Below are 23,813 nucleotides of genomic sequence, written 5' to 3'. Positions count from 1 at the left end.
CTGTCACCATGCCCAAACTGGCCGCCAACGTCAGCCTGTTGTTTACCGAACACGACTTTCTTGATCGCTTCGCGGCGGCAGCAGAGGCTGGATTCAAGGGCGTCGAATTCCTCTTCCCCTATGACTGGCCGGCGGCCGACATTGCCGAACGCCTGGCCGAGCACGGCCTGCGCCAGGTGCTCTTCAACCTGCCGCCCGGTGACTTCGAGGCCGGCGAGCGCGGCTTTGGTGCCCTGCCGGGCCGGGAGGCCGATTTCCGGGCCGGCCTGGAGTTGGCGCTCGACTATGCCGAGGCGCTGAAGTGTCCCCATCTTCACGTCATGGCGGGCAAAATCCCCGCCGGGGCCGAAGACGCCGACTTGGCCGAAATGGAAGCCACCTTTGTCGCCAATTTGCGCAAGGCGGCGGAGCTGGGGGCCAAGCGCGGCGTGCGGCCGCTGGTCGAGCCGCTCAACGTCCGCGACCAGCCGGGCTATTTCCTCAGCCGCCTGGACCATGCCCGGCGCCTCATCGAGGCCGTGGGCAGCGACAACTTGGGGCTCCAGTTCGATCTCTACCACACCCAGATCATGGAAGGCGACGTGGCCCGCAACATCAGCGCCTATTGGGACCTGATCCGCCACTTCCAGATCGCCGGGGTGCCCGAACGCCATGAGCCGGACTTGGGCGAGAGCAATCACCGTTTCCTGCTCGACCACATCGACGGGCTGGGCTACGAGGGCTGGGTCGGTGCCGAATACCGGCCGCGACAGGGCACGCTCGCTGGTCTCGGCTGGGCCCGGGACTATCTTGGCTGAAGTGCCGTCCCGCCTTCAGTCATCCTCCGACGGGGTGGCGCGGCGGCGCTTGAGGGTGCTTTGGCGGATCTTGGCGTCCTGGCGGCGGCGGCGCGAGGCGTGGCTGGGACGCGTGGGGTGGCGGGGCCGCGGCGGCTCGGCGGCGCGCTGGAGAAGCGCCACCAGGCGCGCCAGGGCGTCGGCGCGGTTACGTTCCTGGGTGCGGTAGCGCGCCGCCGTGATGACGATGACGCCCTCCTTGGTCAGGCGCCGGCCGGCCAGGCCCTCGGCCCGGGCCCGCACCTCGGCCGGCAGCGAGGGCGAATGACGCAGATCGAAACGCAGTTGCACCGCCGTCGCCACCTTATTGACGTTCTGCCCGCCCGGGCCCGAGGCGCGCACGAAGCTCTCCTCGATCTCGTGCTCGGCAATGGCGATGCTGTCGGTGATGGTGATCATGGCTTCTGACGACAAAGGGCCGAGGCTCGGCTTTGCTGAGTTCGTGGCGCTGACGGCGGCCACCATATCGCTGGTGGCGCTGTCGATCGACGCCATGCTGCCGGCCTTACCGGAGATCGGCCTTGACCTCAAGGTGGCGGACCCCAACCAGAGCCAATTGGTGGTGACGGCGCTGCTGCTGGGTATGGCGCTGGGGCAGCTGATCTACGGCCCGCTTTCCGACAGCCTGGGCCGGCGGCCGCCCATCCACGTCGGCATGGTGCTGTTCCTGAGCGGCTGCCTGATCTGTATCGTGGCGCCCAACTTGCCGCTGGTGCTGGCCGGGCGCTTTTTGCAGGGCCTCGGTGTCGCCGGCCCCCGCGTGGTCATGGTGGCGGTGGTACGCGACCAGTACTCGGGCCGCGCCATGGCCCGGGTGATGTCGTTCGTCATGGCCGTCTTCATCCTGGTGCCGGCGATAGCGCCGATACTGGGCCAGGGCATTCTTTTGCTCGCCGACTGGCGCGGCATTTTCTGGGGCTTTCTGGCCTGGGCCCTGATCGTCTGGTGCTGGTTCTCGGCCCGCCAGCCCGAGACCCTGGAGCCCGAGCGGCGTTCGCCGGTGTCGGCCCGGCGCCTGGCGGCAGCGCTCAAGGAAATTCTCAGCAACCGGGTGGCGCTGGGCTACACCCTGGTGGCCGGCATGGTCTTCGCCGGCTTCCTCGGTTATCTCAATTCGGCGCCCCAGCTCTTTCAGCAGCACTACGGTTTGGGGCCGCTGTTTCCCTTCTACTTCGGCGCCATCGCCCTGGCCATCGGCGCCGCCACGCTCTTGAATGCCCGCCTGGTGATGCGCCTGGGCATGCGGCGGCTGAGCCGCAGCGGACTGATCGCCTTCAGCATCGTCACGGGGATTTTTCTGGTGATCGTGCTGCTGTTCGGCGATCCGCCGCTGTGGGCGGCCATGGCCTATTTCATGATCGCCTTTTTCTTCCTGGGCCTGGTCTTCGGCAACATCAATGCGCTCGCCATGGAGCCCTTGGGCCACATCGCCGGCCTGGGCGCCGCCGTGGTGGGCTCGCTTTCGTCGCTGATCTCGGTGCCGCTGGGCATGCTGGTGGGCCAAGCCTACGACGACACGCTGCTGCCGCTGGTGGGCGGCTTCGCGGTTTTCGGCGCGGCGGCGCTGCTCATCATCTGGTGGACCGAGCGCGGGCGCGGTCACTGACCGGTTTTTGTCGAAATTAATGGCATTAACAAGGTTCTCATTAATGCCATTAACGCCATTAATATTAGTAATATCGCTCCCGCCCCTCAGTCCTTCAACAGCTCCCCGGCGATGATCAACTTGCGGATCTCCTGCGTGCCGGCGGCTATTTCCATGATTTTTGCGGTGCGGTAGAGGCGGTTCACTTCGGTGTCGCGCATGTAGCCGCCGCCACCGTGGATCTGTACGGCGTGGTCCATGATGGTCGTCGCGGCCTCGGCGGCGAAGTGGACCGAGGCGGCCGCCAGCTTGTGGATGTCGCCGCGTCCGGCCTCGCGGGTGTCCATAGCGGCGCAGGCGGCCAGGCCGCGGTAGGCCAGCGTGCGGGCGGCCTCGAGGCGGATGTACATCTCGGCCAGCTTGGCCTGGATCAGTTGGAACGACGCAATCGGCTTGCCGAACTGCTCGCGCGTCTTGGCGTATTCGATGGAGATGTCCAGCGCCCGCTGAGCCGTACCCAGGCTAATCGTCGTGACGTAGGCGCGTTCCATGTCGAGGCCGCTCATCATCACAGCCACGCCGCGGTTCTCCTGGCCCAGCAGGTTCTCGGCCGGAACCTTGCAGTCCTCGAACACCAATTCGCCGAGTGGGCTGCCGCGATAGCCCATCTTGTCGAGCTTCTGGGCCACCGAGAAGCCGGGGAAGTCCTTCTCGACGATGAAAGCCGAGACGCCCTGGTTGCCGGCGTCTGGATCGGTCTTGGCGTAGACCAGCATGACGTCGGCGATGGGGCCGTTGGAGATGAAGATCTTGCCGCCGTTGAGAATGTAATGATCGCCGTCCAGCCGGGCCCGCGAGCGCATCGAGCCGATAGCATCGGTGCCGGCGCCGGGCTCGGTCATGGCCAGGGCACCGACGTATTCGCCCGTGCACATCTTGGGCACGTACTTGCGCCGCTGGGCCTCGTTGCCGTTCCTGAAAATATTATCGAGGCAGAGGTTGCTGTGGCCGGTGGCCGACCAGGCGATGGCCGGGTTGGCCTCGGCCATGACCTCGGAGATGAGGCCGGCAGTGAGGTAATCGAGGCCCGAGCCGCCGTATTCCTCGGGGATGGTAAGGCCCAGGTAGCCCATGCCGCCAAGCGTGGGAAAGGCCTCTTCGGGCCACCAGCTCTCGTCGTCCATGCGCGCCTGCAGGGGAAAGAACTGGGCCATGAAATAGCGCCGGGCCTCGTCGCGGAGCACCATCTGTTCGTCGCTGAGGGCGAAGGCGTTGGGCGAGAGGTTGCCGAGATCGGATGATTGGTTCATGGTTTTGGCCAGCCGCTGCGAAAAAAAGCCAAACCTAGCACATCAGTTCCGGCGATCAGGAGAGCCACCATGAGTGACACCGCCTACGTCCTGATCGGCATGCCGGCCTCTCCCTATTCGCTGAAGATGCGGGCGCTGATGCGCTACCGCCGCCTCGATTTCGTCTGGGAGATGGGCTCGCCCCGCACCAGCCGGCGCAAGATCGACGTCAAGCCGCCGCTGATCCCCATCCTGCAACTCCCCGAGGACGGCAGTTTCCATGTCGATTCGACGCCGCTCGCCCATCTTCTGGAGGAACGCCACCCGGGCCAGCGCTCGGTGTTGCCACCCGATCCGGTGCTCGGCTTTCTCAATCACCTGATCGAAGACATGGCGGATGAGTGGTTCACAAAAGCCATGTTCCACTACCGCTGGGCCTACGCCGATTGCATCGATTATTGCGGCCGCTGGCTGGCCGGCGACATGCTGGTGGCCGGTGCCGAAGGCGAGCTCGAGGCGCTGGCGGAGGGGATTTCAAAACGCCAGATCGAGCGCATGCCGCTGGTCGGTTGCACGCCCGAGAACGCACCCGTGATCGAGGGCAGCTACCTCAGCCTGATCGACATTTTGGAACGCCACCTGGCGGCCCAGCCCTACCTTTTCGGAAGCCGCCCGACGCTCGCCGATTTTGCCCTTTTCGGCCAGCTCCAGCAGCTCGCCATAGACCCCGTGCCGGCGGCGATCATGCGCGCCCAGGCGCAGCGGCTTTACGACTGGCTGCGCCGTACCGACGATGCCTCGGGCGTCGAGGGCGAATGGGCGGACGAGCCCGCCGGGACCATTGGCGAGCTGCTGGAGCTGGCCGGCAAGATCTATTTTCCGTTTCTGCGAGCCAACGCGGAGGCTTTCGCCGCCGGAGCCGAGACCATGACGCTGGAGATCGACGGCCAGCCCTTCAGCCAAGGCACCTACAAGTACCAGGCGCGCTGCTTTGAGCGCTTGCGGGCGCTCTACGAAGTGCTAGATCCGGCCAGCCAGGACCGCCTCGAAGCGCTGCTCGATGAAAGCGGCTGTTTGGCCTACCTAAAAGACGGCTGAGCCCGCCTACTCCGCCATCAAGGCCTCGGGCGGCAGCATGTAGGCGGCGGCCTCGCCCAGGGTTTCCTTGGCGGCGTTGAATTCGTAGCGCGCGATGGTGCGCAGATGCACCTCGGTGGGGCCGTCGAGGATCTCGAGCGCCCGGCCCCAGGTCCAAAGATAAGCCAAGGGCGTATCGGGGCTGAGGCCCATGGCGCCGAAGATCTGGATGGCGCGGTCGATCACCGTGGTTTGCAGCTTGGGCACCAGCACCTTGATCAGCGCAATCTCCTGGCGCGCCGCCTTGGCGCCCAGGTTGTCGATCATCCAGGCGGTCTTGAGCACCAGCAGCCGGGCCTGTTCGATTTCCAGGCGCGAACGCGCGATCCACTCGGCGATGTTGGCTTGCTCGGCAATGGGTTTGCCAAAGGCCCGGCGGTCCAGGGCGCGCTCGCGCATCAGCTCCAGCGCCAGCTCGCACTGGCCGATCGAGCGCATGCAGTGGTGGATGCGGCCCGGCCCCAGCCGCGCCTGGGCCATCAGGAACCCATCGCCTTCCTGGCCCAACAAGTTGGCCGCCGGCAGGCGCACGTCACGAAAGACGATCTCGCACTGACCCTCCGGCGCATAGTGATGCATGATCGGGATGTCGCGCACGATCTCCAGCCCCGGCGCATCGATGGGTACCAGGATCTGGGAATGGCGGCTATGCGAGGGGCCGTCGGGATCGCTGAGGCCCAGCACGATAACGAGACGCGTGTTGGGGTGGGCGGCGTTGGTGATGAACCATTTTCGCCCGTTGACGATGTAGTCCTCGCCCTCACGCCGGATGATGGTCTGGATGTTGGTGGCATCCGACGACGCCACGTCGGGCTCGGTCATGGCGAAGCACGACCGCGTTTCGCCTTCGAGCAACGGCAACAGCCACTGTTCGCGCTGTTCGGCGTTGGCGAACATGTGCAGAAGCTCCATGTTGCCGGTATCGGGGGCGTTGCAGTTGAAGACCTCGGAGGCCCAATGGATGCGGCCCATGATTTCGGCCAGCGGGGCATATTCCAGGTTCGAAACGCGCGTCCCCGGCTCGTCCTCGCGCAAGCCCGGCAGGAAGAGGTTCCACAGCCCCTCGTCCTTGGCCAGGGCCTTGAGGTCCCGAACCACATCAGGATGACGCTGGCCGGCCTTGACCTCGCGGTGCCATTGGGGAATGTGGGGCACGACGTAGCGCTCCATGAAGTCGCGCAGGCGAAACTGTAATTCCCTGGTGCGCTCCGAATACTCGAAATCCATCTCGCGGAATTCCTTATGCTGGGTCGTCGGGCGCCATGATCGGGTTTTCCCGGCCCGGCGTCCACATCGGCCTATCTTGGAAAGCAGGAACCATCATGCCCCGCGCCTTTCTCCTGGTCATGGATTCGCTCGGCATCGGCGGCGCCCCGGACGCCGGGCGCTTCGGCGATGAGGGCGCCGACACGCTGGGCCACATCGCCGCCGCCGGCGCGCTGGCCATTCCCAACCTCAGCCGCCTGGGTCTGACGGCGGCGGCCGAGGCCAGCAGCGGCATTCCCTTGGCCGACGTGACCGGCGATCCCGGCCAGGCGCTTTGGGGCGTGGCCCGGGAGCAAAGCCGGGGCAAGGACACGCCCAGCGGACACTGGGAAATGGCCGGCCTGCCGGTGACCTTCGACTGGGGTTACTTTCCCGACACCGAGCCCTGCTTTCCGGCCGCGCTGACCGATGCCTTGATCGCCGAGGCCGGCCTGCCGGGACTGCTGGGAAAGCGCCACGCCTCGGGCACCCAGATCATCGAGGAGCTGGGGGACAGCCACCTCGAGAGCGGCCGGCCCATCGTCTATACCTCGGCCGATTCGGTCTTCCAGATCGCCGCCCACGAAGAGGCCTTCGGGCTCGAGCGTCTTTATGAGGTCTGCGCCATTGCCCGCCGGCTGGTCGATGCCTACGAGGTTGGCCGGGTCATCGCCCGGCCGTTCGTGGGTCGGGCCGGCGACTATGTGCGTACCGGTAACCGCCGCGATTTTGCCACGCCGCCGCACGCGCCGACGCTGCTCGATCGTATCAATGATGGCGGCGGCGAGGTGGTCGCCATCGGCAAGGTCTCGGACATCTTCGCCGGCCGCGGCATCAGCCGCAGCGTCCAGGCCCACGGCAACGCGGCCCTGATGGCCGCCACCATCGCGGCAGCCACCGACGGCGGCGGAGATCTCATCTTCAGCAACTTCGTCGATTTCGATTCGCTCTACGGCCACCGCCGCGACGTGGCCGGCTACGCCGCCGCCCTCGAGGCCTTCGATGCGGCGTTACCGGAGCTGGAAGCGGCGCTCAAACCGGATGATCTGGCCATTATCAGTGCCGACCATGGCTGCGATCCGACCTGGCCGGGCAGCGACCACACCCGCGAACAGGTGCCGGTGCTGGCCTTCGGCCCCGGAATCAAAGCCGGTCCCATCGGCATTCGCGAGAGCTTCGCCGACATCGGCCAAAGCATCGCCGGCCATCTGGGGCTCGATCCCCTGCCTAACGGGACGGCGTTTCTTTAACCCAGATCTCCCGCCGTGGCCTAGCCGATGGCGCCGGCCTCTCGCAGCCGGCCCAGCTCGTCGGCCGCGAAACCCCATTCGGCCAGCACCTCGTCGGTGTGCTCGCCGGCCACCGGCGGCGGCCGATGGATCTTGCCGGGTGTGCGGCTGAAGCGCGGCGCCGGGGCCGGCTGCACCACGCCCTCGACCTCGACGAAGGTCTCGCGAGCCTTGTTGTGGGGATGTTCAGGCGCCTCGTCGAGCGACAGCACCGGAGCGAAGCAGACGTCGGTGCCCTCGAGGATCTCGCACCATTCGTCGCGGGTTTTGGTCTTGAACACCTCTTGCATGCCGTCGCGGGAGGCGGGCCAGCCGTCGGCCGTCCACTGATTGTCGAACTTCTGCTTGTCGAAACCGACGCGTTCCAGGAGCTCTTCATAGAACTTGCGCTCGATGGGCGCCAGCGAGATGTACTGGCCGTCCTTGGTCTCGTAGACCTGGTAGAAGTGGGCCCCGGAATCGAGCACGTTGGAGCCCCGCCCGGCGCCGAACATGCCTTGGGCCTTGAGGCCGTAGATGGCCGTCATCAGCGACGAGGCGCCGTCGGTCATGGCGGCGTCGACGACTTGGCCCTGGCCCGACTTGGCGGCCTCGACGATGCCGCAGACGATGCCGAAGGCGATATAGAGGGCGCCGCCGCCGAAGTCGCCCACCAGGTTCAGTGGCGGCACCGGCGGTCCACCCCTGCTACCGATGGAATGCAGCGCACCGGTCAATGCTATGTAGTTCATGTCGTGGCCGGCAGCCAGGGCCAGCGGCCCCGTCTGGCCCCAGCCCGTGATGCGGCCGAAGACCAGCTTGGGATTGCGTTTGAAGCAGTCCTCGGGGCCCAGCCCCAGGCGCTCCATGACACCGGGCCGGAAGCCCTCGACCAGGGCATCGGCGCTCTCGATCAGTTTGAGCACGGTCTCGACGCCCTCTGGGCTCTTCAGGTTGACGGCTGCCGAGCGCCGGCCCCGGTTAAGTAGATCGTTGCGCGCATCGCGCACCACGCCCAGGCCTGAATCCTCCAACCGATCGATACGAATGACCTCGGCGCCCAGGTCGGCCAACAGCATGGCACACATCGGTCCCGGCCCGATGCCGGCCAACTCGACGACTTTCACCCCACTCAACGGTCCCATAAATTTCCTCCGGTTAGCCCCCGCCATCACCCCTCTTTTACCCTGCCCGGGGCGCGGGTGCAAAATCGCAGCCGGTCCGGGAGTTCGCCTGTTGAACGCCGCCCTCGAACAAGGCACCCTGCGGCCATAAACGAAATGGCAAGAAGTGGAGATCGTTCGACATGACCGACAGGTACGACAGATATCAGGAGCTCAAGATCGACCGCCCGGCCGATCGCATCCTGCGCATCACCTTCGACAAACCGGAAACCTACAATTCCCTCGACGAAAACGGCCACCGCGAGCTCTGTGAGGTATGGCGCGACATCGACGGCGATCCGGATACCTCGGCGGTCATCCTGACCGGCGCCGGCAAGGCCTTCTCGTCGGGTGGCGATTTCGGCATGATCGAGCGCAACATCGAGGACTACAAGGCGCGCTGCAACGCCTGGAAAGAGGCCCGGGACCTGGTCTACAACGTCATCAACTGCTCCAAGCCCATCGTCTCGGCCATGAACGGCGTGGCCGTCGGCGCCGGCCTGGTGGCGGGGCTGTTGGCCGACATATCGATCATCGCCAAATCGGCCCGCATCGTCGACGGACATACCCGGCTGGGCGTGGCCGCCGGCGACGTCTCGGTGATCAACTGGCCGCTCTTGTGCGGCATGGCCAAGGCCAAATATTACCTCTTGCTGTGCGAGCCCATCTACGGCGAGGAGGCCGAGCGCATCGGCCTGGTCTCGCTCTGCGTCGAAGACGACGAACTGCAAGACAAGGCCATGGAAATCGCCCAGCGCCTGGTAGCGGGGGCGCCCAGTGCCATCCGCTGGACCAAGTATGCCCTGAACAACTGGTACCGCATGGCCGGTCCTGCCTTCGATGCCTCGACGGCGCTGGAAATGCTCGGCTTCACGGGACCCGAGGCCACCGAGGGCCTGGCGGCGCTACGCGAGAAGAGGGAGCCCAACTTCGATCCGGATTCGCCGCTGTAGAGGGTGGCCAAAGGCACCAAACACCCCCTCCCTGCCCTCCCCCATCAAGGGGGAGGGAAGAAAACAAACCGCCCTCCCCCGCTTGTGGGGGAGGGTTGGGGTGGGGGGGGCGGCCGCCGAAATCGGCGCGCCGCCGCCGCCCGTCAACCCGTCTTGCGCCGGTGCAGCTCGACGCCGATGTCGTCGAGCATAATGCGTTCGCGGCGTTCTTCCTCGGCCTGGGCGCGCGCCAGGTCCCGCTCTTCGGTGATTTCGAACTTGCGCAGTTCCTGGTAGGCCTCGCGCACCTTGTCGCGGGCCTTCATGATCTCGACATCGACGTCGGCGATCGAGCCCGCCAGGTTTTGGCGGCGGTTGATCACGGCATTGGCGTAGGCGTTATAGGCGAAACCGAACTCCTCGGTGGCCGCTACCATGACCTGCTCGCGCTTGAGTTCCTGCTCGAGCTCGACGCCCCGGCGTTCGAAATCGGCCCGCATGCCCTCCAACTCGCCCAGGTTGCGGCGCATTTCCTCAAGCCGCCAGCTCTGGGCCCGGATCAAGGTGGCCAAGCCTTTCATGGGTTATGCGCCTCCGGGCATCAGTCAAGCACGTCTTCGATGATTTCCAGGAGCTCGCCATAGCCGCCGGCCAGGTCGCTACCCTCGTGGCGATCCTGGCCCAGAAAGGCCTCGATGGCGTCGCGGTGCTCGATGGCTTCGTCGACGCTGGGGTCGGTGCCGGCCCGGTAGGCGCCGATGCGGATCAGCTCGGCCATGTCCTCGTAGACGGAGATCATGCCACGAGCCCGGCCGATCAGGCGGTTCTCTTCCTCGCTGTTGCAGTCCGGCATCGAGCGCGAGATGGAGCGCAGCACGTTAACCGGCGGATAGCGGCCGCGCTCGACGATGGAGCGCTCGAGCACGATGTGACCGTCGAGAATGCCGCGCACGGCGTCGGAGACCGGCTCGTTGTGGTCGTCGCCCTCGACCAGCACCGTAAAGAGGCCGGTTATGGTGCCCTCGCCAGTGCCCGGTCCGGCGCGCTCCAGAAGCTTCGGCAACTCGGCGAAGACGGTGGGGGTGTAGCCTTTCGAGGTCGGCGGCTCGCCACCCGAAAGACCGATATCGCGCTGCGCCATGGCGAAGCGGGTGATGCTGTCGATGAGGCAGAGCACATGCTTGTCACGGTCACGGAAGTACTCCGCCAGCGTCAGCGTGAGATGGGCGCCTTGGCGGCGCAGCAGCGCCGATTCGTCCGAGGTCGAGACCACGACGACGCTGCGCGCCAGGCCCTCGGGCCCCAGATCGTCCTCGATGAATTCCAGCACCTCGCGTCCGCGTTCGCCGATCAGGCCGATGACGTTGACGTCGGAATTGGTGTATTTGGCCATCATCGACAGCAGCACCGACTTGCCGATGCCGGAGCCCGAAAAGATGCCCATGCGCTGACCCAGGCAGCAGGTCAGGAAAGCGTTGATCGAGCGTACGCCGAGATCGATCTTGGTGCCCACCCGGCGGCGTGAGGCGGCCGGTGCCGGTTCGGCATGCAGGCGGTAGGCGACGCCGCCGCGCATCAGCGGCGGGCCGCCGTCCAGGGGCTGGCCCATGGCATTGACGACGCGGCCCAGCCAGGAAACATCGGGATAAGCCACGGCGTCATGTTCGGCGATGATCGCCTTGCAGCCGACGCCGACGCCCTCGAGCGAGCCAAACGGCATGAGCAGCGCCCGGTCGTCGCGAAAGCCGATGACCTCGCAGGCAACCTCGCCACGGCTACGGCTGACGATGCGGCAGCGCGAGCCGATGCTGACCACCGACTGCAGGCCCACGGCCTCGATCAACAGGCCCTGGATGCTGACTACCCGCCCGTAGCGCTCGAATTCCTGTAGCGCCTCGATCTCGGCGACGACGCTTTCCATGAGTTACCTTCCCAGCCCCAAATCGCCCCTACCGCAAAAATGCTTCATTCCCAATCGCTTAGCAAAATGCGCAAAAGCCACGTCCGATCTCCTTCGGCGCCGCCACTGGTTGCCACGTTAACGAATTTGCGGTAATGAAATGGTTAACATTTGCCGCAAGCCTCGCCAACCGGCATGGAGGAAGCGATGCGTGTGCTGCTAGTGGAAGACGATGCTGCCACCGCCCAAGGCATCGAGATGATGCTCAAGGGCGAAGGTTACAACGTCTATACGACGGATCTTGGCGAAGAGGGCTTGGATCTCGGCAAGCTTTACGACTACGACATCATCATTCTCGACCTCAATTTGCCGGACATGCATGGCTACGAGGTTCTGAAGAAGCTGAGATTGTCGAAGATCGAGACGCCGATCTTGATCCTCTCCGGCATGTCGGAGCCCGACGACAAGGTCAAAGGCCTGGTCTTCGGTGCCGATGACTACCTCACCAAACCCTTCAACAAGAGCGAACTGGTGGCCCGCATCAACGCCATCGTGCGGCGCTCGAAGGGCCACGCCCAGTCGATCATCGGCACCGGCAAATTGACCGTCAACCTGGACACCCGGGCGGTCGAGATCGAAAGCCAGCCGCTGCATCTGACGGGCAAGGAATACGGCATCCTCGAGCTGCTGTCGCTGCGCAAAGGCACGACGCTGACCAAGGAAATGTTCCTCAATCACCTCTACGGCGGTATGGACGAGCCCGAGCTCAAGATCATCGACGTTTTCGTCTGCAAACTGCGCAAGAAAATCGCCACAGCCACCGGTGGCGACAATTACATCAAGACCGTCTGGGGCCGGGGCTACGTGCTGCGCGACCCGATCGAGGACGCCAAGGGCGCGGCCTGAGGGAACGCAACCCAGCGTCATCCCCGCGAAAGCGGGAACCCAGGTGTATTTAGGTTTTTCGATTTGGCGGCCACGCGGCGACAGAAAAAATAAGGAACAAAACCTGGGTTCCCGCCTGCGCGGGAATGACAATTTACAAAAATGTCGTTGTGCGACGGCTCCTCAAGTCACCACGCCGTAGACGCCGCGCTGTCCCGGCAGCGGTTTGAACTTGTCGGAAATGCCCAGCACCGTCTCGGCACCGCCAAGGAAGAGCACGCCCTCGGGGGTCAGCATCTTGGCGACGTTGGCAAGAACCCGCCCCTTGGTTTCCTGATCGAAATAGATCAGCACGTTGCGGCAGAACACCACGTCGAACTGACCAAGCCTGGTGATGTCTTCGAGCAGGTTGCATTCCTGGTACCTGACCATGGCCCGGATGGCACTGTCGATCTGCCACATTTCATTGACCTGCTGGAAATTCTTGACCAGCAACTGAATGGGCAGGCCCCGCTGCACCTCGAACTGGGAATAGAGACCGGCCTTGGCCTTTTCCAGCACCGTGGGTGAGATGTCGGTGCCCAGGATGTCGACGCGCCAGCCCGGTATCTTGGCCGCTTCCTCTTTGAGCATCATGGCGATCGAATAGGGCTCCTGCCCGGTCGAAGCGGCGGCGCACCAGATGCGTATGTGCTTGGCCGAGGCCCGGGTCTCCAGCAGCAAGGGCAGCGTGTTTTCGCGGAACATGTCAAAGGGCGTGTTGTCACGGAAGAAAAACGTCTCGTTCGTCGTCATCGCTTCCGTGATTTCGTGCAGCAGCGCCTCCGTGGGACGCATCCGCACCTCTTCAACCAGCTTGTCGAGGTTTTCGAGGTCACGCTTGCGTGCCACCGGCGTCAACCTGCTTTCCAACAGGTAGGTCTTGTCGCCGGTCAGCACCAAGCCCGATCGCTCCGCGAGCAGCTTGGCCAGCACCTCGAAGTCAGCGTCCCTCACGAGCGCCCTCCCGCGGCCTTGCGCATGATGGCCGGCCCGATCTCCGGTAGCGGCAATACCGCGCTGCACAGGCCGTCCGTCGCCACGGCACCGGGCATTCCCCAGACAACGCTGGAGGCCTCGTCCTGGGCGATCATCACGCCACCGCTTTCGATGATCTCCCGCCCCCCCCTGAGGCCGTCGGAACCCATGCCGGTAAGCACCACGGCCAGCACGCGGGAGCCATATAGGGCGGCCACGCTGCGGAACATCGGATCGACGGCGGGACGGCAGAAATTCTCCGGCGGATCCTGGTTGATGCGAATGATCTTGCGGCCCTCCTCTTCCGCCAGCACCATGTGGTGATCGCCGGGCGCCAGGTAGATGCGCTCCTTTTGCACGGGCTCGCCATCGACGCCCTCGGCACAGCGGCCTTCGACCAGTCGGTTGAGGTGCTCGGCCAAAATGGTGGTGAAGGTGGGCGGCATGTGCTGGGTGATGAGGATGGGCACCTCGAGACGGTCGCGCAGATGCTCGAAGACCGTGAACAGCGCCTGGGGGCCGCCGGTGGAGCTGCCGATGAGGATGATCTCGGGGCGCAGTGTCGTGACCGCCTGCCTGAGTGGGATCTTCGCCGCCGGTGCCTTCACCAAGGGCGGCGCCGAGATTGCCGTGCGACCACGAATTTGGGCCGGATCAGTACGTCTGCTGGGCGCCTCGGCGCCGATTTTCTGCCGTGCCACCAGCCCCAGCGCCTTGACCTTCTCGGTCAGATCGCGGCGAAATTCGCTGGCGCCGTGAGCGCCAGAGGTCGACGAGGGCTTGGGAACATAATCGGCGGCGCCCATGGACAACGCCTTCATGCTGATGTCGGCGTTCCTCAGCGTCAGCGTCGAGGCCATGATGATTTGCAAACCGGGGTCGATCTCAAGCAGCTTGGGCAGCGCCGTCAAGCCGTCCATGACCGGCATCTCGATGTCGAGCACCACGACGTCGAGTTGGTGGCGTGCCGCGGCCTTGACCGCCAGTTCGCCGTTGCTCACCGACGACACCACTTCGATCTCGGAATCGGCTTCCAGACTGCGGGCGATCAAGCCTCTGATAATGGCTGAATCGTCGACCACCATGACCCGCAGCGGTCCGGCTGGGCCTGACTTCGCGTTGGTCGCGCCTGGCGCACCCTCCGTCGTCATTAGTCCTTGCGGCCCCTACCCTGGAAAAACTAGAGAATACCAACCTGCGCGAACTTGGCTTCAAGGATGTCGCTGTCGAAGGGCTTCATGATGTACTCGTTCGCCCCCGCTTCCATGGCCTCGCGTATATGATCGAGGTCATTCTCCGTGGTGCAAAAGACCACAATCGGATGATCGCCACCTTCGCTCTTGCGCAATTCGCGAAGGTACTCGATGCCGCTCATCACCAGCATGTTCCAATCCAGCAACACCGCGTCCGGCATCTTGCGCAGGCAGGCATCCAGCGCCTCCTTGCCATCAGCGGCCTCGTCGACCTCGAAGTCCAGCCCTTCCAGGATGCGCCGGGCAACCATGCGAATAACCTTTGAATCATCGACGACCAGACAGGACTTCATCAACTGTTCTCCGATCCGCGGCCATTCACCAGAGGGCACAAAGCCTAAATTCGCCAGGCCCCGAGCCTGTGCCTCGGCCGGTGGCTTGGAATGCCATCTTACCCGGCTTCAAGCGGCGTTGGCTTTATCAAAATCCAGCAGCGGTTCAACGTCGAGAACCAGCAAAAGCTGACCCTCTAGCCGATAAATCCCCATTGTCACGTCGCGCCAGCGCACCTCGAGCGTCGTCGGTGGACGCTCGTAGGCGTCGGAGGGCAAGTCCATGACTTCACCGACGGTATCGACAATCAAGCTGTACAATTCCTCGCCGTGCTCAACCACCACATACATGCCCGGATCGTCACCCTCGCGCGGCATGAGACCCAAGGCCCGCCGAACATCGATAGCGGTAACGATGCGTCCGCGCAGGTTGAGCGCTCCTGCAACTTCCGGCGGGGCCAGCGGAATTGGCGTAATTTTCTGAGCCACCAGGACGTCGTGAACCGTCAGCACCGGAATGCCGAAGAGTTGGTCGGCGATGGTGATGGTGACGAACTGCTCGTTTTCGACAGCCTGGCGATCGTCCCAGCCCTCATTGATCGCGCTCATGCCACGCCTCCGATGTCATTCAGGGATTCAATCAGGCCATCGCGGTCATGCTTGGCCACGTAATCGTCGAAGCCCGCCTCGCGGCCCTTGTCCTGATCGGCCGGCGTGGTATGGGAGCTCAGCGCGATCAAGGGTACCTCCTGCCAGCGCCCGCCCCCCTTCACCGAGCGGGCGAAGTCGAAGCCCGTCATGCCCGGCATCTCGATGTCGCTGATGATGACGTCGAACTGTTCGCCCTGGTCGCGCAGCATCAGCGCCGCGTCGCCGCTCTCGGCCGTGATCACCGCATAGCCCGCCGTCGAAAGCACCGGCGTCAGCAGGTTGCGGAAGAAGGGGCTGTCATCGATCAGCAGCACCCGCTGCCGCGCGGCGCCCTCGCCCAGCGGCACGTCGGCCGACTTGAACCAGTCGCCGAAGGCCTGGGTCAGATAATAGGCCGCGTCGACGATGCCCGTCGCCTTGCCGTTGACCACGGCGCTGCCCACCAGACCCTCGCGCTCCGAGGAGAGCTCGATCTTCAGGTGGTCCTCGATGATATCGACGATCTCGTCGACCACCAGGCCCATCGAACGCTCGCCGTCAGCGAACACCAGGATCGGCTGCCGCCCCGCCTCGCGGATCTCGACCTCCGCCGAGATCTTCACCAGCGGCATCAAATGCCCCCGGTACTGCACCACCATGCGGTCGTTCGAGTACTCGATGGTCTCGACATCGACCTCCTCGAGACGCGCCACCAGCGACAGCGGCACCGCCTTGGGCTCGTCGTCGCCGGCCCGGAAGACCAGCAGCGCAACCTGTTCCTCGCCCCACGTCCCCGTGCCCACCGTGGCCTCCTCGTATTCCTCGACCTCCGAGACGCCGGTCTCGCCGCCGGCCTCGGCCAGGCCGTTAGGATCGAGGATCATGATCACGCTGCCGTCGCCCAGGATGGTGTTGCCCGAGAATTCCTTGACGTGACGCAGCAGCGGCGCCACCGGCTTGACCACGATCTCCTCGGTATCGAAGACCCGGTCGACGACGATGCCGAAACGATAGATGCCCACTTGCGCCACCACGATGAAGGCTTCCTGGTTGACGGCCCCGCCGGCCGCCTCGGCGGCATCTTCGATGGCCCCATCGGCCTGGGCCGCGGCCACTTCCTCGCCGGCATCCTCCACAGTCTCTTCCGCGGCCTCTACCACAGTCTCCGTCACAGCCTCCGCCAGCAGCCCCGACGAGGCACCGCCCAGACCCAGGATGTCGCGCAACTGCAGCAGCGGCAGCAGCCGGTTGCGCAAGCGCAGCACCGGCGTGCCGTGGATCTCCTCGATGCGGTGCTCCGAATCGTCCGAGGCCCGCACCAGTTCGAGCACGCTGATCTGCGGGATGGCGAAGCGCTCGCCGGCGCACTCCACGATCAGCGCCGAAACGATGGCCAGCGTCAGCGGGATCTTGATCGTGAAGGTCGAGCCCTTGCCCATCTCCGACTTGACGTCCACCGTGCCGCCGATCTTCTCGATGTTGGTCCGCACCACGTCCATGCCGACGCCCCGGCCCGAGACGCTGGTCACAACCTTGGCCGTCGAAAAACCCGCCCGGAAGACGAAACGCAGGGCCTGCTGGTCCGTCATGTCCTCGAGCTCGGCCTCCGTCGTCAGGCCGTTCTCCAGGGCCTTCTCCTTGACCCGGTTGACGTCGATGCCGGCCCCGTCGTCCTTGATCTCGATGATGATGTGGCCGCCCTCGTGATAGGCGTTCAGCACCACCTTGCCGATCTCCGGCTTGTTCGCCGCCAGGCGCTCCGCCGGCATCTCCAGGCCGTGGTCGGCCGAGTTCCGCACCATGTGCGTCAGCGGGTCCTTGATCAGCTCCAGCACCTGGCGGTCGAGCTCGGTATCGGCGCCCAGCATCTCCAGGTCGATCTTCTTGTCCAACTCGTGCGCCAGGTCACGCACGATGCGCGGCAGCTTGGCCCAGGCATTGCCGATGGGCTGCATGCGCGTCTTCATGACGCCTTCCTGAAGCTCCGAGGTGACGTGGCTCAGGCCCTGCAGCGGCACCGTGAACTCGCTGTCCGTCTGGTTGCGCGCCAGCTGCAGCAGCTGGTTGCGCGTCAGCACCAGCTCGCTGACCATGTTCATCAGGTTCTCCAGCACGTCGACGCTGACCCGAATGCTCTGCGACGCCGTCGACTTCTCAACCGCTCCCTTGCCCCCGGTGGCCGCCTCGGCTTCCTTCTTCTCGCTCGTGGCCGGCGTTGCCGGTTTGGCCGCCGGCTCGGCATCGGCCGCCGCCAAAGCCGCCTCGGCCGCCGAGACCTCGGCGGGCTCGGGCTGCTCGGCCGGCTGCTCGGCCGGCGCATCCCCCGGCTCCAAGGTCTCGGTCTCCTGGAATATGCGCTCCAGTTCGTCGAGCGCCACCTCGCCCTGCTTGAGCTCGCGCCCCAGCGCCTCGTCGAAGCCCCCGGTGGGAATCTCGACCGCCGCCGCCGCCGGCTCGGGCTCGGGCTCGGGTTCGGGCTCGGGCTCGGGCGCCGCCGCGCCATCGAGCGACACCCCGGCCGCGGCCGCGTCAAGCCGCTGGATCAGCTCCTGGTCGTCGCCCTCGGGCTCGGCCTCCGTGGCCTCGAGCTCAGCCATGATCAACTTCAGCCGATCCAAGGCCTCCAGCACGATGGTCACGATCTCGCCGCTGATCGGCAGTACGCCGTCGCGCACCTTGCCCAGGATGTTCTCCGCCGAATGGGCCACGCTTTCCAGACGCGGCAGGCCCAAAAAGCCGCAGGTCCCCTTGATGGTGTGGACCAGGCGGAAAATGTTGTCGAGGATCTCCGGGCTGTCCGGGTTCTTCTCCAGCGTCACCAGTTCGTTGTCGATGACCTCCAGCGACTCGTTCGTCTCGGTCAAAAATTCCGTAAGAAGTTCGTCCATGGCTCTGCCAACCTTCCGTCTTCTTTTCTGTCCTATCTGCTCCCTGTCCAAGGCCGCGGGCAGACCAGATTGGAATAATTCCGGGATTCAGTTAACAAGGTCTGAATCTGGGTTAACAAAAGGTAATTTCCAGAAATTCGTTGTCCCCTCGATCAGCCTTGAGGGATGCACTGGACATGCCTATAGAGGGATGGCCGCCCGCAAAACGATCCGATCGGGTTGATCGGCTGCGATCTCCACTTCGCACCCCAGCCCCGCCGCCAAGCGTGCCGCAAAGTAGGGTTGCACGGAGCGGGAATCCAGCGCCTCGGGCACCACTTGGCCAAGCAGCGCCGCTGCTTCGGCGGCATCGAGGGCGGCGCCGGGCCCGCTCGCCTCCAGCGCCAGCGAAAACGATCCGGCGGCAAACGCCAGGCGCACGGCTACGCTGCCGCCACGGGCCAGGGCTTCGCCCCCCAGCAGCACCAGGTTGAGCAAAAGACGCACCGCCTCGGGCGGCAGTTCGGGCGACCCCTCCTCTGCCGCCTCGGGCCAATCAAGTTCGGCCTTGTGGGTCTCGAAATAGTGTCGCGCCGCACGCCGTGCCTCGGCCAAGGGAACGGCCGCCCCAAGACCGCCGGGAGCGCCGTAGGCCAGACGGTAGAATTCAAGCCGGCGCCGGGCTTCGCCGGCACTGAAAGCCATCAACTCGATGACTTGGCGGCGCATCTCGGGATCGTCTTCGCCCTCGAGCATCTCGACGCCGTTGCCGATGGCGCCCACCGGCCCGGAAAGGTCATGGCAGAGCCGCGACGACAGCAGCGCCGCCAGCGTCACGTCATCCATGCCCCTCCCCCTGTCCGCCGCATCTTCTTGCAGCATAATAACGCATGAGCGAGGTAAACAATGGCGGTTCGACGAATCCGGGTTTTACAAAATCCCGGCCTTTTGCCACAGTCCTCGACGAGATGGCGAAGCGCGCAAATACCGGCCGCGGCCGCGGCACCCACAACAAGGGCCGTCAGGCGACGCCAGCGGCGCGCGGGCTCGTGCGCCAGCTGCTCGGCGACGGAGAACGGCGGCGCGATCTCTTGCTCGAGTTTCTGCACCGCATCCAGGACCAGCAGCGCCAGCTACCGCTGGCCCTGCTGGCGGCCCTGGCCGAGGAGCTTGGACTGAGCCAGGCCGAGGTCTTCGAGGTGGCCACGTTCTACGCCCACTTCGAGGTGGTCGAGGAGGCCGACGAGAGCGCCCCGCTGGTGCTGCGGGTGTGCGAAGGCCTGCCCTGTGCGCTGGAGGGTGCGGCCGAGCTGTTTGCCGCCCTGGCCGCCCGCACGGACTCCTCGGTGCGGCTTAAGGCGGCGCCCTGCATGGGGCGCTGCGAGGCCGCGCCGGTGGTGGCGCTGGGTCACAATCATCTCACGCAAGCCACGCCCGACGGCGTCGCCAAGGCCCTCGAGGCAGGTGCCAGCGCCGCGCCCACGGTCTCGGGCAGCGACTTTGCCGCCTACCGCCAGGGCGGCGGCTACGCGCTTTACCAATCGTGCCGTGAGGGTCAGCGCCAGCCCGACGACATCATCGCCGAGCTCGAGGCGGCCGGCCTCAGGGGCCTGGGTGGCGCCGGCTTTCCGGCGGCCCGGAAATGGCGCCTGGTGGCGGCCGAGGCGGCGCCGCGCTATCTCGTGGTCAACGCCGACGAGGGCGAACCCGGCACCTTCAAGGATCGCCATTACCTGGAGAGCGACCCCCACCGAATGTTGGAGGGGGCGCTGATCGCGGCCTGGGCGGTCGGCGCCGAGGCCATATATATCTATCTCAGGGACGAATATCCGCAGATCCGAGCCTGGCTGGAACGGGAAATCCCGGCCCTGCGGGCCGGCGACATCGCCGAGCTGCCGGCCATTCACTTGCGCCGTGGCGCCGGGGCCTACATTTGCGGCGAGGAATCGGCCATGCTGGAAAGCCTCGAAGGACGCCGCGGCCTGCCCCGCCACAAGCCGCCCTTTCCCAGCCAGGCCGGATTGTTCGGCCGGCCTACGCTCATCAACAACGTCGAAACCCTGCATTGGGTACGTGACATCGTCGAACGGGGCGCCGCCTGGTTCAACGGGGCCGGCCGCCACGGCGCCTCGGGCTGGCGCAGCTTTTCGGTCTCCGGCCGGGTGCGCCAGCCGGGTGTCAAGCTGGCCCCGGCCGGCATCACGCTGAACGAGCTGATCGCCGAGCATTGCGGCGGCATGGCCGAGGGCCACCGGCTCGAGGCCTACCTGCCCGGCGGTGCCTCGGGCGGCATCCTGCCGGCCCGCCTGGCCGACGTGGCGCTTGATTTCGGCAGCCTGGAGGAGCACGGCGCCTTCATCGGCTCGGCCGCCATCATCGTGCTTTCGCAGCACGACAACCTGGGCCAGGTGGCCCGGAACCTGATGGGCTTTTTCGCTGACGAGAGCTGCGGCCAATGCACGCCGTGTCGCTTGGGCTGCGAAAAGGCGCTGGCGCTGATGGCCGAGGAGAGCTGGGACGGAGAGCTGCTGGGCGAGCTCGGCCGGGCCATGACCGAGGCCTCGATCTGCGGCCTGGGGCAGGCCGCGCCCAACGTCTTCGCCAGCCTGCTGCGCTACTGGCCGGAGGAAGTCTCGTGAGCGATGCGGTCACCTTCGAGCTCGACGGCGAGGCCGTGGAGGCCGGGCCGGGCGAGACGCTGTTTGAGGTCGCCCGCCGCCTGGGCCGGGAAATTCCCCACCTCTGTTCCGGCCTCAACCGCCATTACCGGGCCGACGGCAACTGCCGGCTTTGCCTGGTCGAGGTCGAGGGCGAGCGCAACCTGGCCGCCAGTTGCCTGCGCCAGCCCACGGCCGGCATGAAGGTCAGCACCGGCTCCGACCGGGTGCGGGCGGCGCAGCGGACGGTGATGGAGCTGCTGGTCGCCGACCAGCCGGCGCGGGCGGCCGGCCCCGATGCGGATTCGCGCTTTTGGCAAATGGCCGAGATGGTGGGGCAAAGCAGCAGCCGCTTCCCCGCCCGCCAGGCGCCCCCGCCCGATGCCAGCCACCCCGCCATGGCCATCGATCTGGCGGCCTGCATCCATTGCACGAATTGCCTGCGGGCCTGCCGCGAGGTGCAGGTCAACGACGTCATCGGCATGGCCTGGCGCGGCGCCAATTCACGGATCGTCTTCGACTGCGCCGACCCCTTGGGCGAGAGCAGTTGCGTGGCCTGCGGCGAATGCGTGCAATCATGCCCCACCGGGGCGCTATTGCCGGCGGCCGGGGCTCGGCGGGCCGAACGCCAGGTCGCCAGCCTCTGTCCCTATTGCGGCGTCGGTTGCCAGATCACCTACCACGTCGAGGACAACACCATCGTCGCCGTCGAAGGCCGCGACGGCCCCGCCAACCTGGGCCGGCTTTGCGTCAAGGGCCGGTTCGGCTTCGACTACGTGGCCCACTCCCAGCGCCTGAAGCGGCCGCTGATTCGGCGTGATGGAGCGCCCAAGGAGGCCGCCCCCGAGGTCGATCCGGGCAACCCGCTGGCCCATTTCCGCGAGGCCGAATGGGACGAAGCCCTCGACCTCGCCGCCGCCGGCCTGAAAGGCATCCGTGATGCCCAGGGGCCAGGCGGGCTGGCCGGTTTCGGCTCGGCCAAGTGCTCGAACGAAGAGGCCTATCTTTTTCAGAAGCTGGTGCGCGTGGGTTTTGGCACCAACAACGTCGATCACTGCACCCGGCTCTGCCATGCCTCGTCGGTGGCGGCGCTGATGGAGACCATCGGCTCGGGCGCCGTCTCGGCGCCGTTCCTGGAAGCCGGCAACGCCGACCTCATCGTCGTCATCGGCTCCAACACCACCAGCAACCACCCGGTGGCGGCCAGCTTCATCAAGAACGCGGCCCAGGCCGGCACGACGCTGATCGTCATGGACCCCAGGGGCTCGGCGCTTACCCGCCACGCCGATCACTGGCTGCAATTCAAGCCCGGCGCCGACGTCGCCATGCTCAACGCCATCATGCACGTCATCGTCGACGAGGCGCTTTTCGACCAGAACTACATTGCCGAACATACCGAGGGCTTCGCGGAATTCCGCCAGCACTTGCAGGCCTTTCCCCCCGAGGCCATGGCCGAAATTTGCGGCATCGAGGCCGAGACCTTGCGCCGGATCGCCCGGGCCTATGCCGGGGCCGAGCGGGCCATGATCTTCTGGGGCATGGGGGTATCGCAGCATGTCCACGGCACCGACAACGCGCGTTGCCTGATAGCACTTGCCCTGATGTGCGGCCAGATCGGCAGGCCGGGCAGCGGCCTGCATCCGCTGCGTGGCCAGAACAACGTCCAAGGCGCCTCCGACATGGGCCTCATTCCCATGGTCTACCCCAACTACAAGGCCGTCGACGTGGCCGAGAACCAGCGCTACTTCGAGGACTTCTGGCAGGCCAAGCTCGATCCAAACAAAGGCCTGACCGTGGTCGAGATCACCGAGGCCATCCACGCCGGCACCATCAAGGGCATGTACATCATGGGCGAGAATCCGGCCATGTCGGATCCCGACCTGGAGCACGCCCGGGCGGCCCTGGCCAAGCTCGAACACCTGGTGGTGCAGGACATTTTTCTCACCGAGACGGCGGCCTACGCCGACGTCATCCTGCCGGCCTCGGCCTTTCCCGAAAAGGACGGCAGCTTCACCAACTCGGACCGCCGCGTGCAGCTTGGCCGCCAGGCGCTGGAGCCGCCGGGCGAGGCGCGCCAGGATTTGTGGATCACCCAGGAGATCGCGCGGCGCCTGGGCCTGGAATGGAACTACGGCCACCCCCGAGAGGTCTTCGCCGAGCTGCAACACTGCATGGAACCGCTGGCCGGCATCAGTTGGCGGCGCCTGGAGCGCGAGGACGCCGTTACCTACCCCTGCAGCGCGGAAGACCAGCCGGGCCAGGAGGTGATCTTCGGCTCGGGCTTCCCCACCGCCTCAGGGCGCGGCAAGTTCGTGCCGGCCGAGGTCTTGCCGCCCGACGAGTTGCCCGACGCCGACTATCCCCTGGTGCTGACCACCGGGCGCTTGCTGGAGCACTGGCACTCGGGTGCCATGAGCCGCCGGGCCAGCGTCCTCGACGCCCTCGAGCCCGAGGCCTCCGGCCACTTCTCGTCCCATGACCTGGCGGCGCTGCAACTCGAGGGCGGCGCCCTGGTGCGCGTCGCCACGAGGCGCGGCAGCATCGAGCTGAAGGCCCGGATCGACGACTGGGTGCCGCCGGGCATGGTTTTCATTCCCTTTTGCTATGCCGAGGCGGCGGCCAATCTGCTGACCAACCCGGCCCTCGACCCCTTCGGCAAGATCCCCGAGTTCAAGTTCTGCGCCGCCCGGGTGGAAAAGGCCGGTTAGGGACCTCAGGCCCTGGGAACCTCAGGCCCCACTATTTCTTCGCTGTTGTGACACACCGGGCGCTTGCTATCATCCGGCGGCGCCCGCTTGGCGGAACTGGTAGACGCTCGGGACTTAAAATCCCGTTCCCTAACAGGAGTGCCGGTTCGAGTCCGGCAGCGGGCACCAC

20 protein-coding genes and 1 tRNA gene are annotated in these 23,813 nt (G+C 65.7%); 9 read left to right on the top strand and 12 right to left on the bottom strand.

Features of this window, described 5'->3' with window-relative positions; all coding sequences use genetic code 11:
• The first annotated feature begins 8 nt into the window (after positions 1–8).
• Positions 9–797 (top strand): hydroxypyruvate isomerase family protein, encoded by a 789-nt coding sequence (locus QGG75_14750; protein MDP6068490.1) that lies wholly within the window; start codon positions 9–11, stop codon positions 795–797.
• Positions 798–812: 15 nt separating this feature from the next.
• On the opposite strand, the gene arfB is transcribed toward QGG75_14750, so the two are convergent.
• Positions 813–1,235: an alternative ribosome rescue aminoacyl-tRNA hydrolase ArfB gene (arfB, locus tag QGG75_14745; protein ID MDP6068489.1), complete on the bottom strand. Its 423-nt coding sequence runs from the start codon at positions 1,233–1,235 to the stop codon at positions 813–815.
• Between arfB and QGG75_14740 the strand changes: the two genes are divergently transcribed.
• Positions 1,234–2,442, top strand: a complete 1,209-nt coding sequence (locus QGG75_14740; GenBank protein MDP6068488.1) for a multidrug effflux MFS transporter — start codon at positions 1,234–1,236, stop codon at positions 2,440–2,442. The two genes, arfB and QGG75_14740, sit on opposite strands and share 2 nt — an antisense overlap.
• Positions 2,443–2,528: 86 nt before the next feature.
• Here QGG75_14740 and QGG75_14735 read toward each other — a convergent pair whose 3' ends face one another.
• On the bottom strand, positions 2,529–3,731 hold the full coding sequence (locus QGG75_14735) for an acyl-CoA dehydrogenase family protein (GenBank protein MDP6068487.1): 1,203 nt from the start codon (positions 3,729–3,731) through the stop codon (positions 2,529–2,531).
• A gap of 69 nt (positions 3,732–3,800) precedes the next feature.
• Here QGG75_14735 and QGG75_14730 point away from each other — a divergent pair, with 69 nt between their 5' ends.
• Positions 3,801–4,808: a glutathione S-transferase family protein gene (locus tag QGG75_14730; protein ID MDP6068486.1), complete on the top strand. Its 1,008-nt coding sequence runs from the start codon at positions 3,801–3,803 to the stop codon at positions 4,806–4,808.
• Between the two features lie 6 nt (positions 4,809–4,814).
• Here QGG75_14730 and QGG75_14725 read toward each other — a convergent pair whose 3' ends face one another.
• Positions 4,815–6,074, bottom strand: coding sequence for an acyl-CoA dehydrogenase family protein (locus tag QGG75_14725; protein ID MDP6068485.1), 1,260 nt, complete (start codon positions 6,072–6,074; stop codon positions 4,815–4,817).
• Positions 6,075–6,169: 95 nt separating this feature from the next.
• Here QGG75_14725 and QGG75_14720 point away from each other — a divergent pair, with 95 nt between their 5' ends.
• Positions 6,170–7,342 (top strand): phosphopentomutase, encoded by a 1,173-nt coding sequence (locus tag QGG75_14720; protein ID MDP6068484.1) that lies wholly within the window; start codon positions 6,170–6,172, stop codon positions 7,340–7,342.
• A 20-nt stretch (positions 7,343–7,362) separates the two neighbouring features.
• Here the strand turns inward: QGG75_14720 and QGG75_14715 are convergent, their stop codons facing one another.
• Positions 7,363–8,505 carry a CaiB/BaiF CoA-transferase family protein gene (locus QGG75_14715; protein ID MDP6068483.1) on the bottom strand — a complete coding sequence of 381 codons (1,143 nt, stop codon included), beginning with the start codon at positions 8,503–8,505 and terminating at the stop codon, positions 7,363–7,365.
• Between the two features lie 161 nt (positions 8,506–8,666).
• Here QGG75_14715 and QGG75_14710 point away from each other — a divergent pair, with 161 nt between their 5' ends.
• Positions 8,667–9,476 (top strand): enoyl-CoA hydratase/isomerase family protein, encoded by an 810-nt coding sequence (locus QGG75_14710; GenBank protein MDP6068482.1) that lies wholly within the window; start codon positions 8,667–8,669, stop codon positions 9,474–9,476.
• Positions 9,477–9,619: 143 nt separating this feature from the next.
• Here the strand turns inward: QGG75_14710 and QGG75_14705 are convergent, their stop codons facing one another.
• Both QGG75_14705 and fliI read right to left on the bottom strand, forming a co-directional pair.
• On the bottom strand, positions 9,620–10,036 hold the full coding sequence (locus tag QGG75_14705; protein ID MDP6068481.1) for a flagellar FliJ family protein: 417 nt from the start codon (positions 10,034–10,036) through the stop codon (positions 9,620–9,622).
• Positions 10,037–10,056: 20 nt separating this feature from the next.
• Positions 10,057–11,376, bottom strand: a complete 1,320-nt coding sequence (fliI, locus tag QGG75_14700; GenBank protein ID MDP6068480.1) for a flagellar protein export ATPase FliI — start codon at positions 11,374–11,376, stop codon at positions 10,057–10,059.
• A 186-nt stretch (positions 11,377–11,562) separates the two neighbouring features.
• Here fliI and QGG75_14695 point away from each other — a divergent pair, with 186 nt between their 5' ends.
• On the top strand, positions 11,563–12,261 hold the full coding sequence (locus QGG75_14695; GenBank protein MDP6068479.1) for a response regulator transcription factor: 699 nt from the start codon (positions 11,563–11,565) through the stop codon (positions 12,259–12,261).
• A gap of 162 nt (positions 12,262–12,423) precedes the next feature.
• Here the strand turns inward: QGG75_14695 and QGG75_14690 are convergent, their stop codons facing one another.
• From QGG75_14690 to QGG75_14665, 6 genes are all read right to left on the bottom strand, one after another.
• Entirely contained in the window at positions 12,424–13,236 is an 813-nt protein-coding gene (locus QGG75_14690; GenBank protein ID MDP6068478.1) for a protein-glutamate O-methyltransferase, read from the bottom strand.
• Complete coding sequence (locus tag QGG75_14685; protein MDP6068477.1) at positions 13,233–14,408, bottom strand: chemotaxis response regulator protein-glutamate methylesterase; 1,176 nt, start codon at positions 14,406–14,408, stop codon at positions 13,233–13,235. The genes QGG75_14690 and QGG75_14685 overlap by 4 nt, the downstream gene beginning before the upstream one ends.
• A gap of 29 nt (positions 14,409–14,437) precedes the next feature.
• Positions 14,438–14,803: a response regulator gene (locus QGG75_14680; protein MDP6068476.1), complete on the bottom strand. Its 366-nt coding sequence runs from the start codon at positions 14,801–14,803 to the stop codon at positions 14,438–14,440.
• A 108-nt stretch (positions 14,804–14,911) separates the two neighbouring features.
• Entirely contained in the window at positions 14,912–15,391 is a 480-nt protein-coding gene (locus QGG75_14675) for a chemotaxis protein CheW (protein MDP6068475.1), read from the bottom strand.
• Positions 15,388–18,300, bottom strand: coding sequence for a chemotaxis protein CheW (locus QGG75_14670; protein ID MDP6068474.1), 2,913 nt, complete (start codon positions 18,298–18,300; stop codon positions 15,388–15,390). Before QGG75_14670 ends, QGG75_14675 begins: the two co-directional genes overlap by 4 nt.
• A gap of 180 nt (positions 18,301–18,480) precedes the next feature.
• Positions 18,481–19,125, bottom strand: coding sequence for a histidine phosphotransferase family protein (locus QGG75_14665; GenBank protein MDP6068473.1), 645 nt, complete (start codon positions 19,123–19,125; stop codon positions 18,481–18,483).
• A 122-nt stretch (positions 19,126–19,247) separates the two neighbouring features.
• On the opposite strand from QGG75_14665, the gene QGG75_14660 reads away from it, so the two are divergent.
• The 3 genes from QGG75_14660 (at position 19,248) to QGG75_14650 (ending at position 23,812) form a co-directional block, all read left to right on the top strand.
• Entirely contained in the window at positions 19,248–20,918 is a 1,671-nt protein-coding gene (locus tag QGG75_14660; GenBank protein ID MDP6068472.1) for an NAD(P)H-dependent oxidoreductase subunit E, read from the top strand.
• Complete coding sequence (gene fdhF / locus QGG75_14655) at positions 20,915–23,644, top strand: formate dehydrogenase subunit alpha (protein MDP6068471.1); 2,730 nt, start codon at positions 20,915–20,917, stop codon at positions 23,642–23,644. Before QGG75_14660 ends, fdhF begins: the two co-directional genes overlap by 4 nt.
• 81 nt (positions 23,645–23,725) lie before the next feature.
• Positions 23,726–23,812: transfer RNA gene (locus tag QGG75_14650), tRNA-Leu, on the top strand.
• The last annotated feature ends 1 nt before the right edge of the window (position 23,813 follow it).

The sequence above is a fragment of the Alphaproteobacteria bacterium genome (assembly GCA_030740435.1).
In the GTDB taxonomy this organism is placed as follows: Bacteria; Pseudomonadota; Alphaproteobacteria; order UBA2966; family UBA2966.
This window is presented reverse-complemented; position numbering and strand designations above follow the sequence as displayed.

Coding starts and splice junctions, on each gene's coding strand:
- QGG75_14675 (MDP6068475.1), bottom strand. CDS start 15,391: ATGAGCGCGATCAATGAGGGCTGGGACGATCGCCAGGCTGTCGAAAAC.
- QGG75_14680 (MDP6068476.1), bottom strand. CDS start 14,803: ATGAAGTCCTGTCTGGTCGTCGATGATTCAAAGGTTATTCGCATGGTT.
- QGG75_14685 (MDP6068477.1), bottom strand. CDS start 14,408: ATGACGACGGAGGGTGCGCCAGGCGCGACCAACGCGAAGTCAGGCCCA.
- QGG75_14695 (MDP6068479.1), top strand. CDS start 11,563: ATGCGTGTGCTGCTAGTGGAAGACGATGCTGCCACCGCCCAAGGCATC.
- QGG75_14730 (MDP6068486.1), top strand. CDS start 3,801: ATGAGTGACACCGCCTACGTCCTGATCGGCATGCCGGCCTCTCCCTAT.
- fliI (MDP6068480.1), bottom strand. CDS start 11,376: ATGGAAAGCGTCGTCGCCGAGATCGAGGCGCTACAGGAATTCGAGCGC.
- QGG75_14660 (MDP6068472.1), top strand. CDS start 19,248: ATGGCGAAGCGCGCAAATACCGGCCGCGGCCGCGGCACCCACAACAAG.
- QGG75_14715 (MDP6068483.1), bottom strand. CDS start 8,505: ATGGGACCGTTGAGTGGGGTGAAAGTCGTCGAGTTGGCCGGCATCGGG.
- QGG75_14670 (MDP6068474.1), bottom strand. CDS start 18,300: ATGGACGAACTTCTTACGGAATTTTTGACCGAGACGAACGAGTCGCTG.
- QGG75_14725 (MDP6068485.1), bottom strand. CDS start 6,074: ATGGATTTCGAGTATTCGGAGCGCACCAGGGAATTACAGTTTCGCCTG.
- QGG75_14735 (MDP6068487.1), bottom strand. CDS start 3,731: ATGAACCAATCATCCGATCTCGGCAACCTCTCGCCCAACGCCTTCGCC.
- QGG75_14705 (MDP6068481.1), bottom strand. CDS start 10,036: ATGAAAGGCTTGGCCACCTTGATCCGGGCCCAGAGCTGGCGGCTTGAG.
- QGG75_14750 (MDP6068490.1), top strand. CDS start 9: ATGCCCAAACTGGCCGCCAACGTCAGCCTGTTGTTTACCGAACACGAC.
- QGG75_14665 (MDP6068473.1), bottom strand. CDS start 19,125: ATGGATGACGTGACGCTGGCGGCGCTGCTGTCGTCGCGGCTCTGCCAT.
- arfB (MDP6068489.1), bottom strand. CDS start 1,235: ATGATCACCATCACCGACAGCATCGCCATTGCCGAGCACGAGATCGAG.
- QGG75_14710 (MDP6068482.1), top strand. CDS start 8,667: ATGACCGACAGGTACGACAGATATCAGGAGCTCAAGATCGACCGCCCG.
- QGG75_14720 (MDP6068484.1), top strand. CDS start 6,170: ATGCCCCGCGCCTTTCTCCTGGTCATGGATTCGCTCGGCATCGGCGGC.
- QGG75_14740 (MDP6068488.1), top strand. CDS start 1,234: ATGGCTTCTGACGACAAAGGGCCGAGGCTCGGCTTTGCTGAGTTCGTG.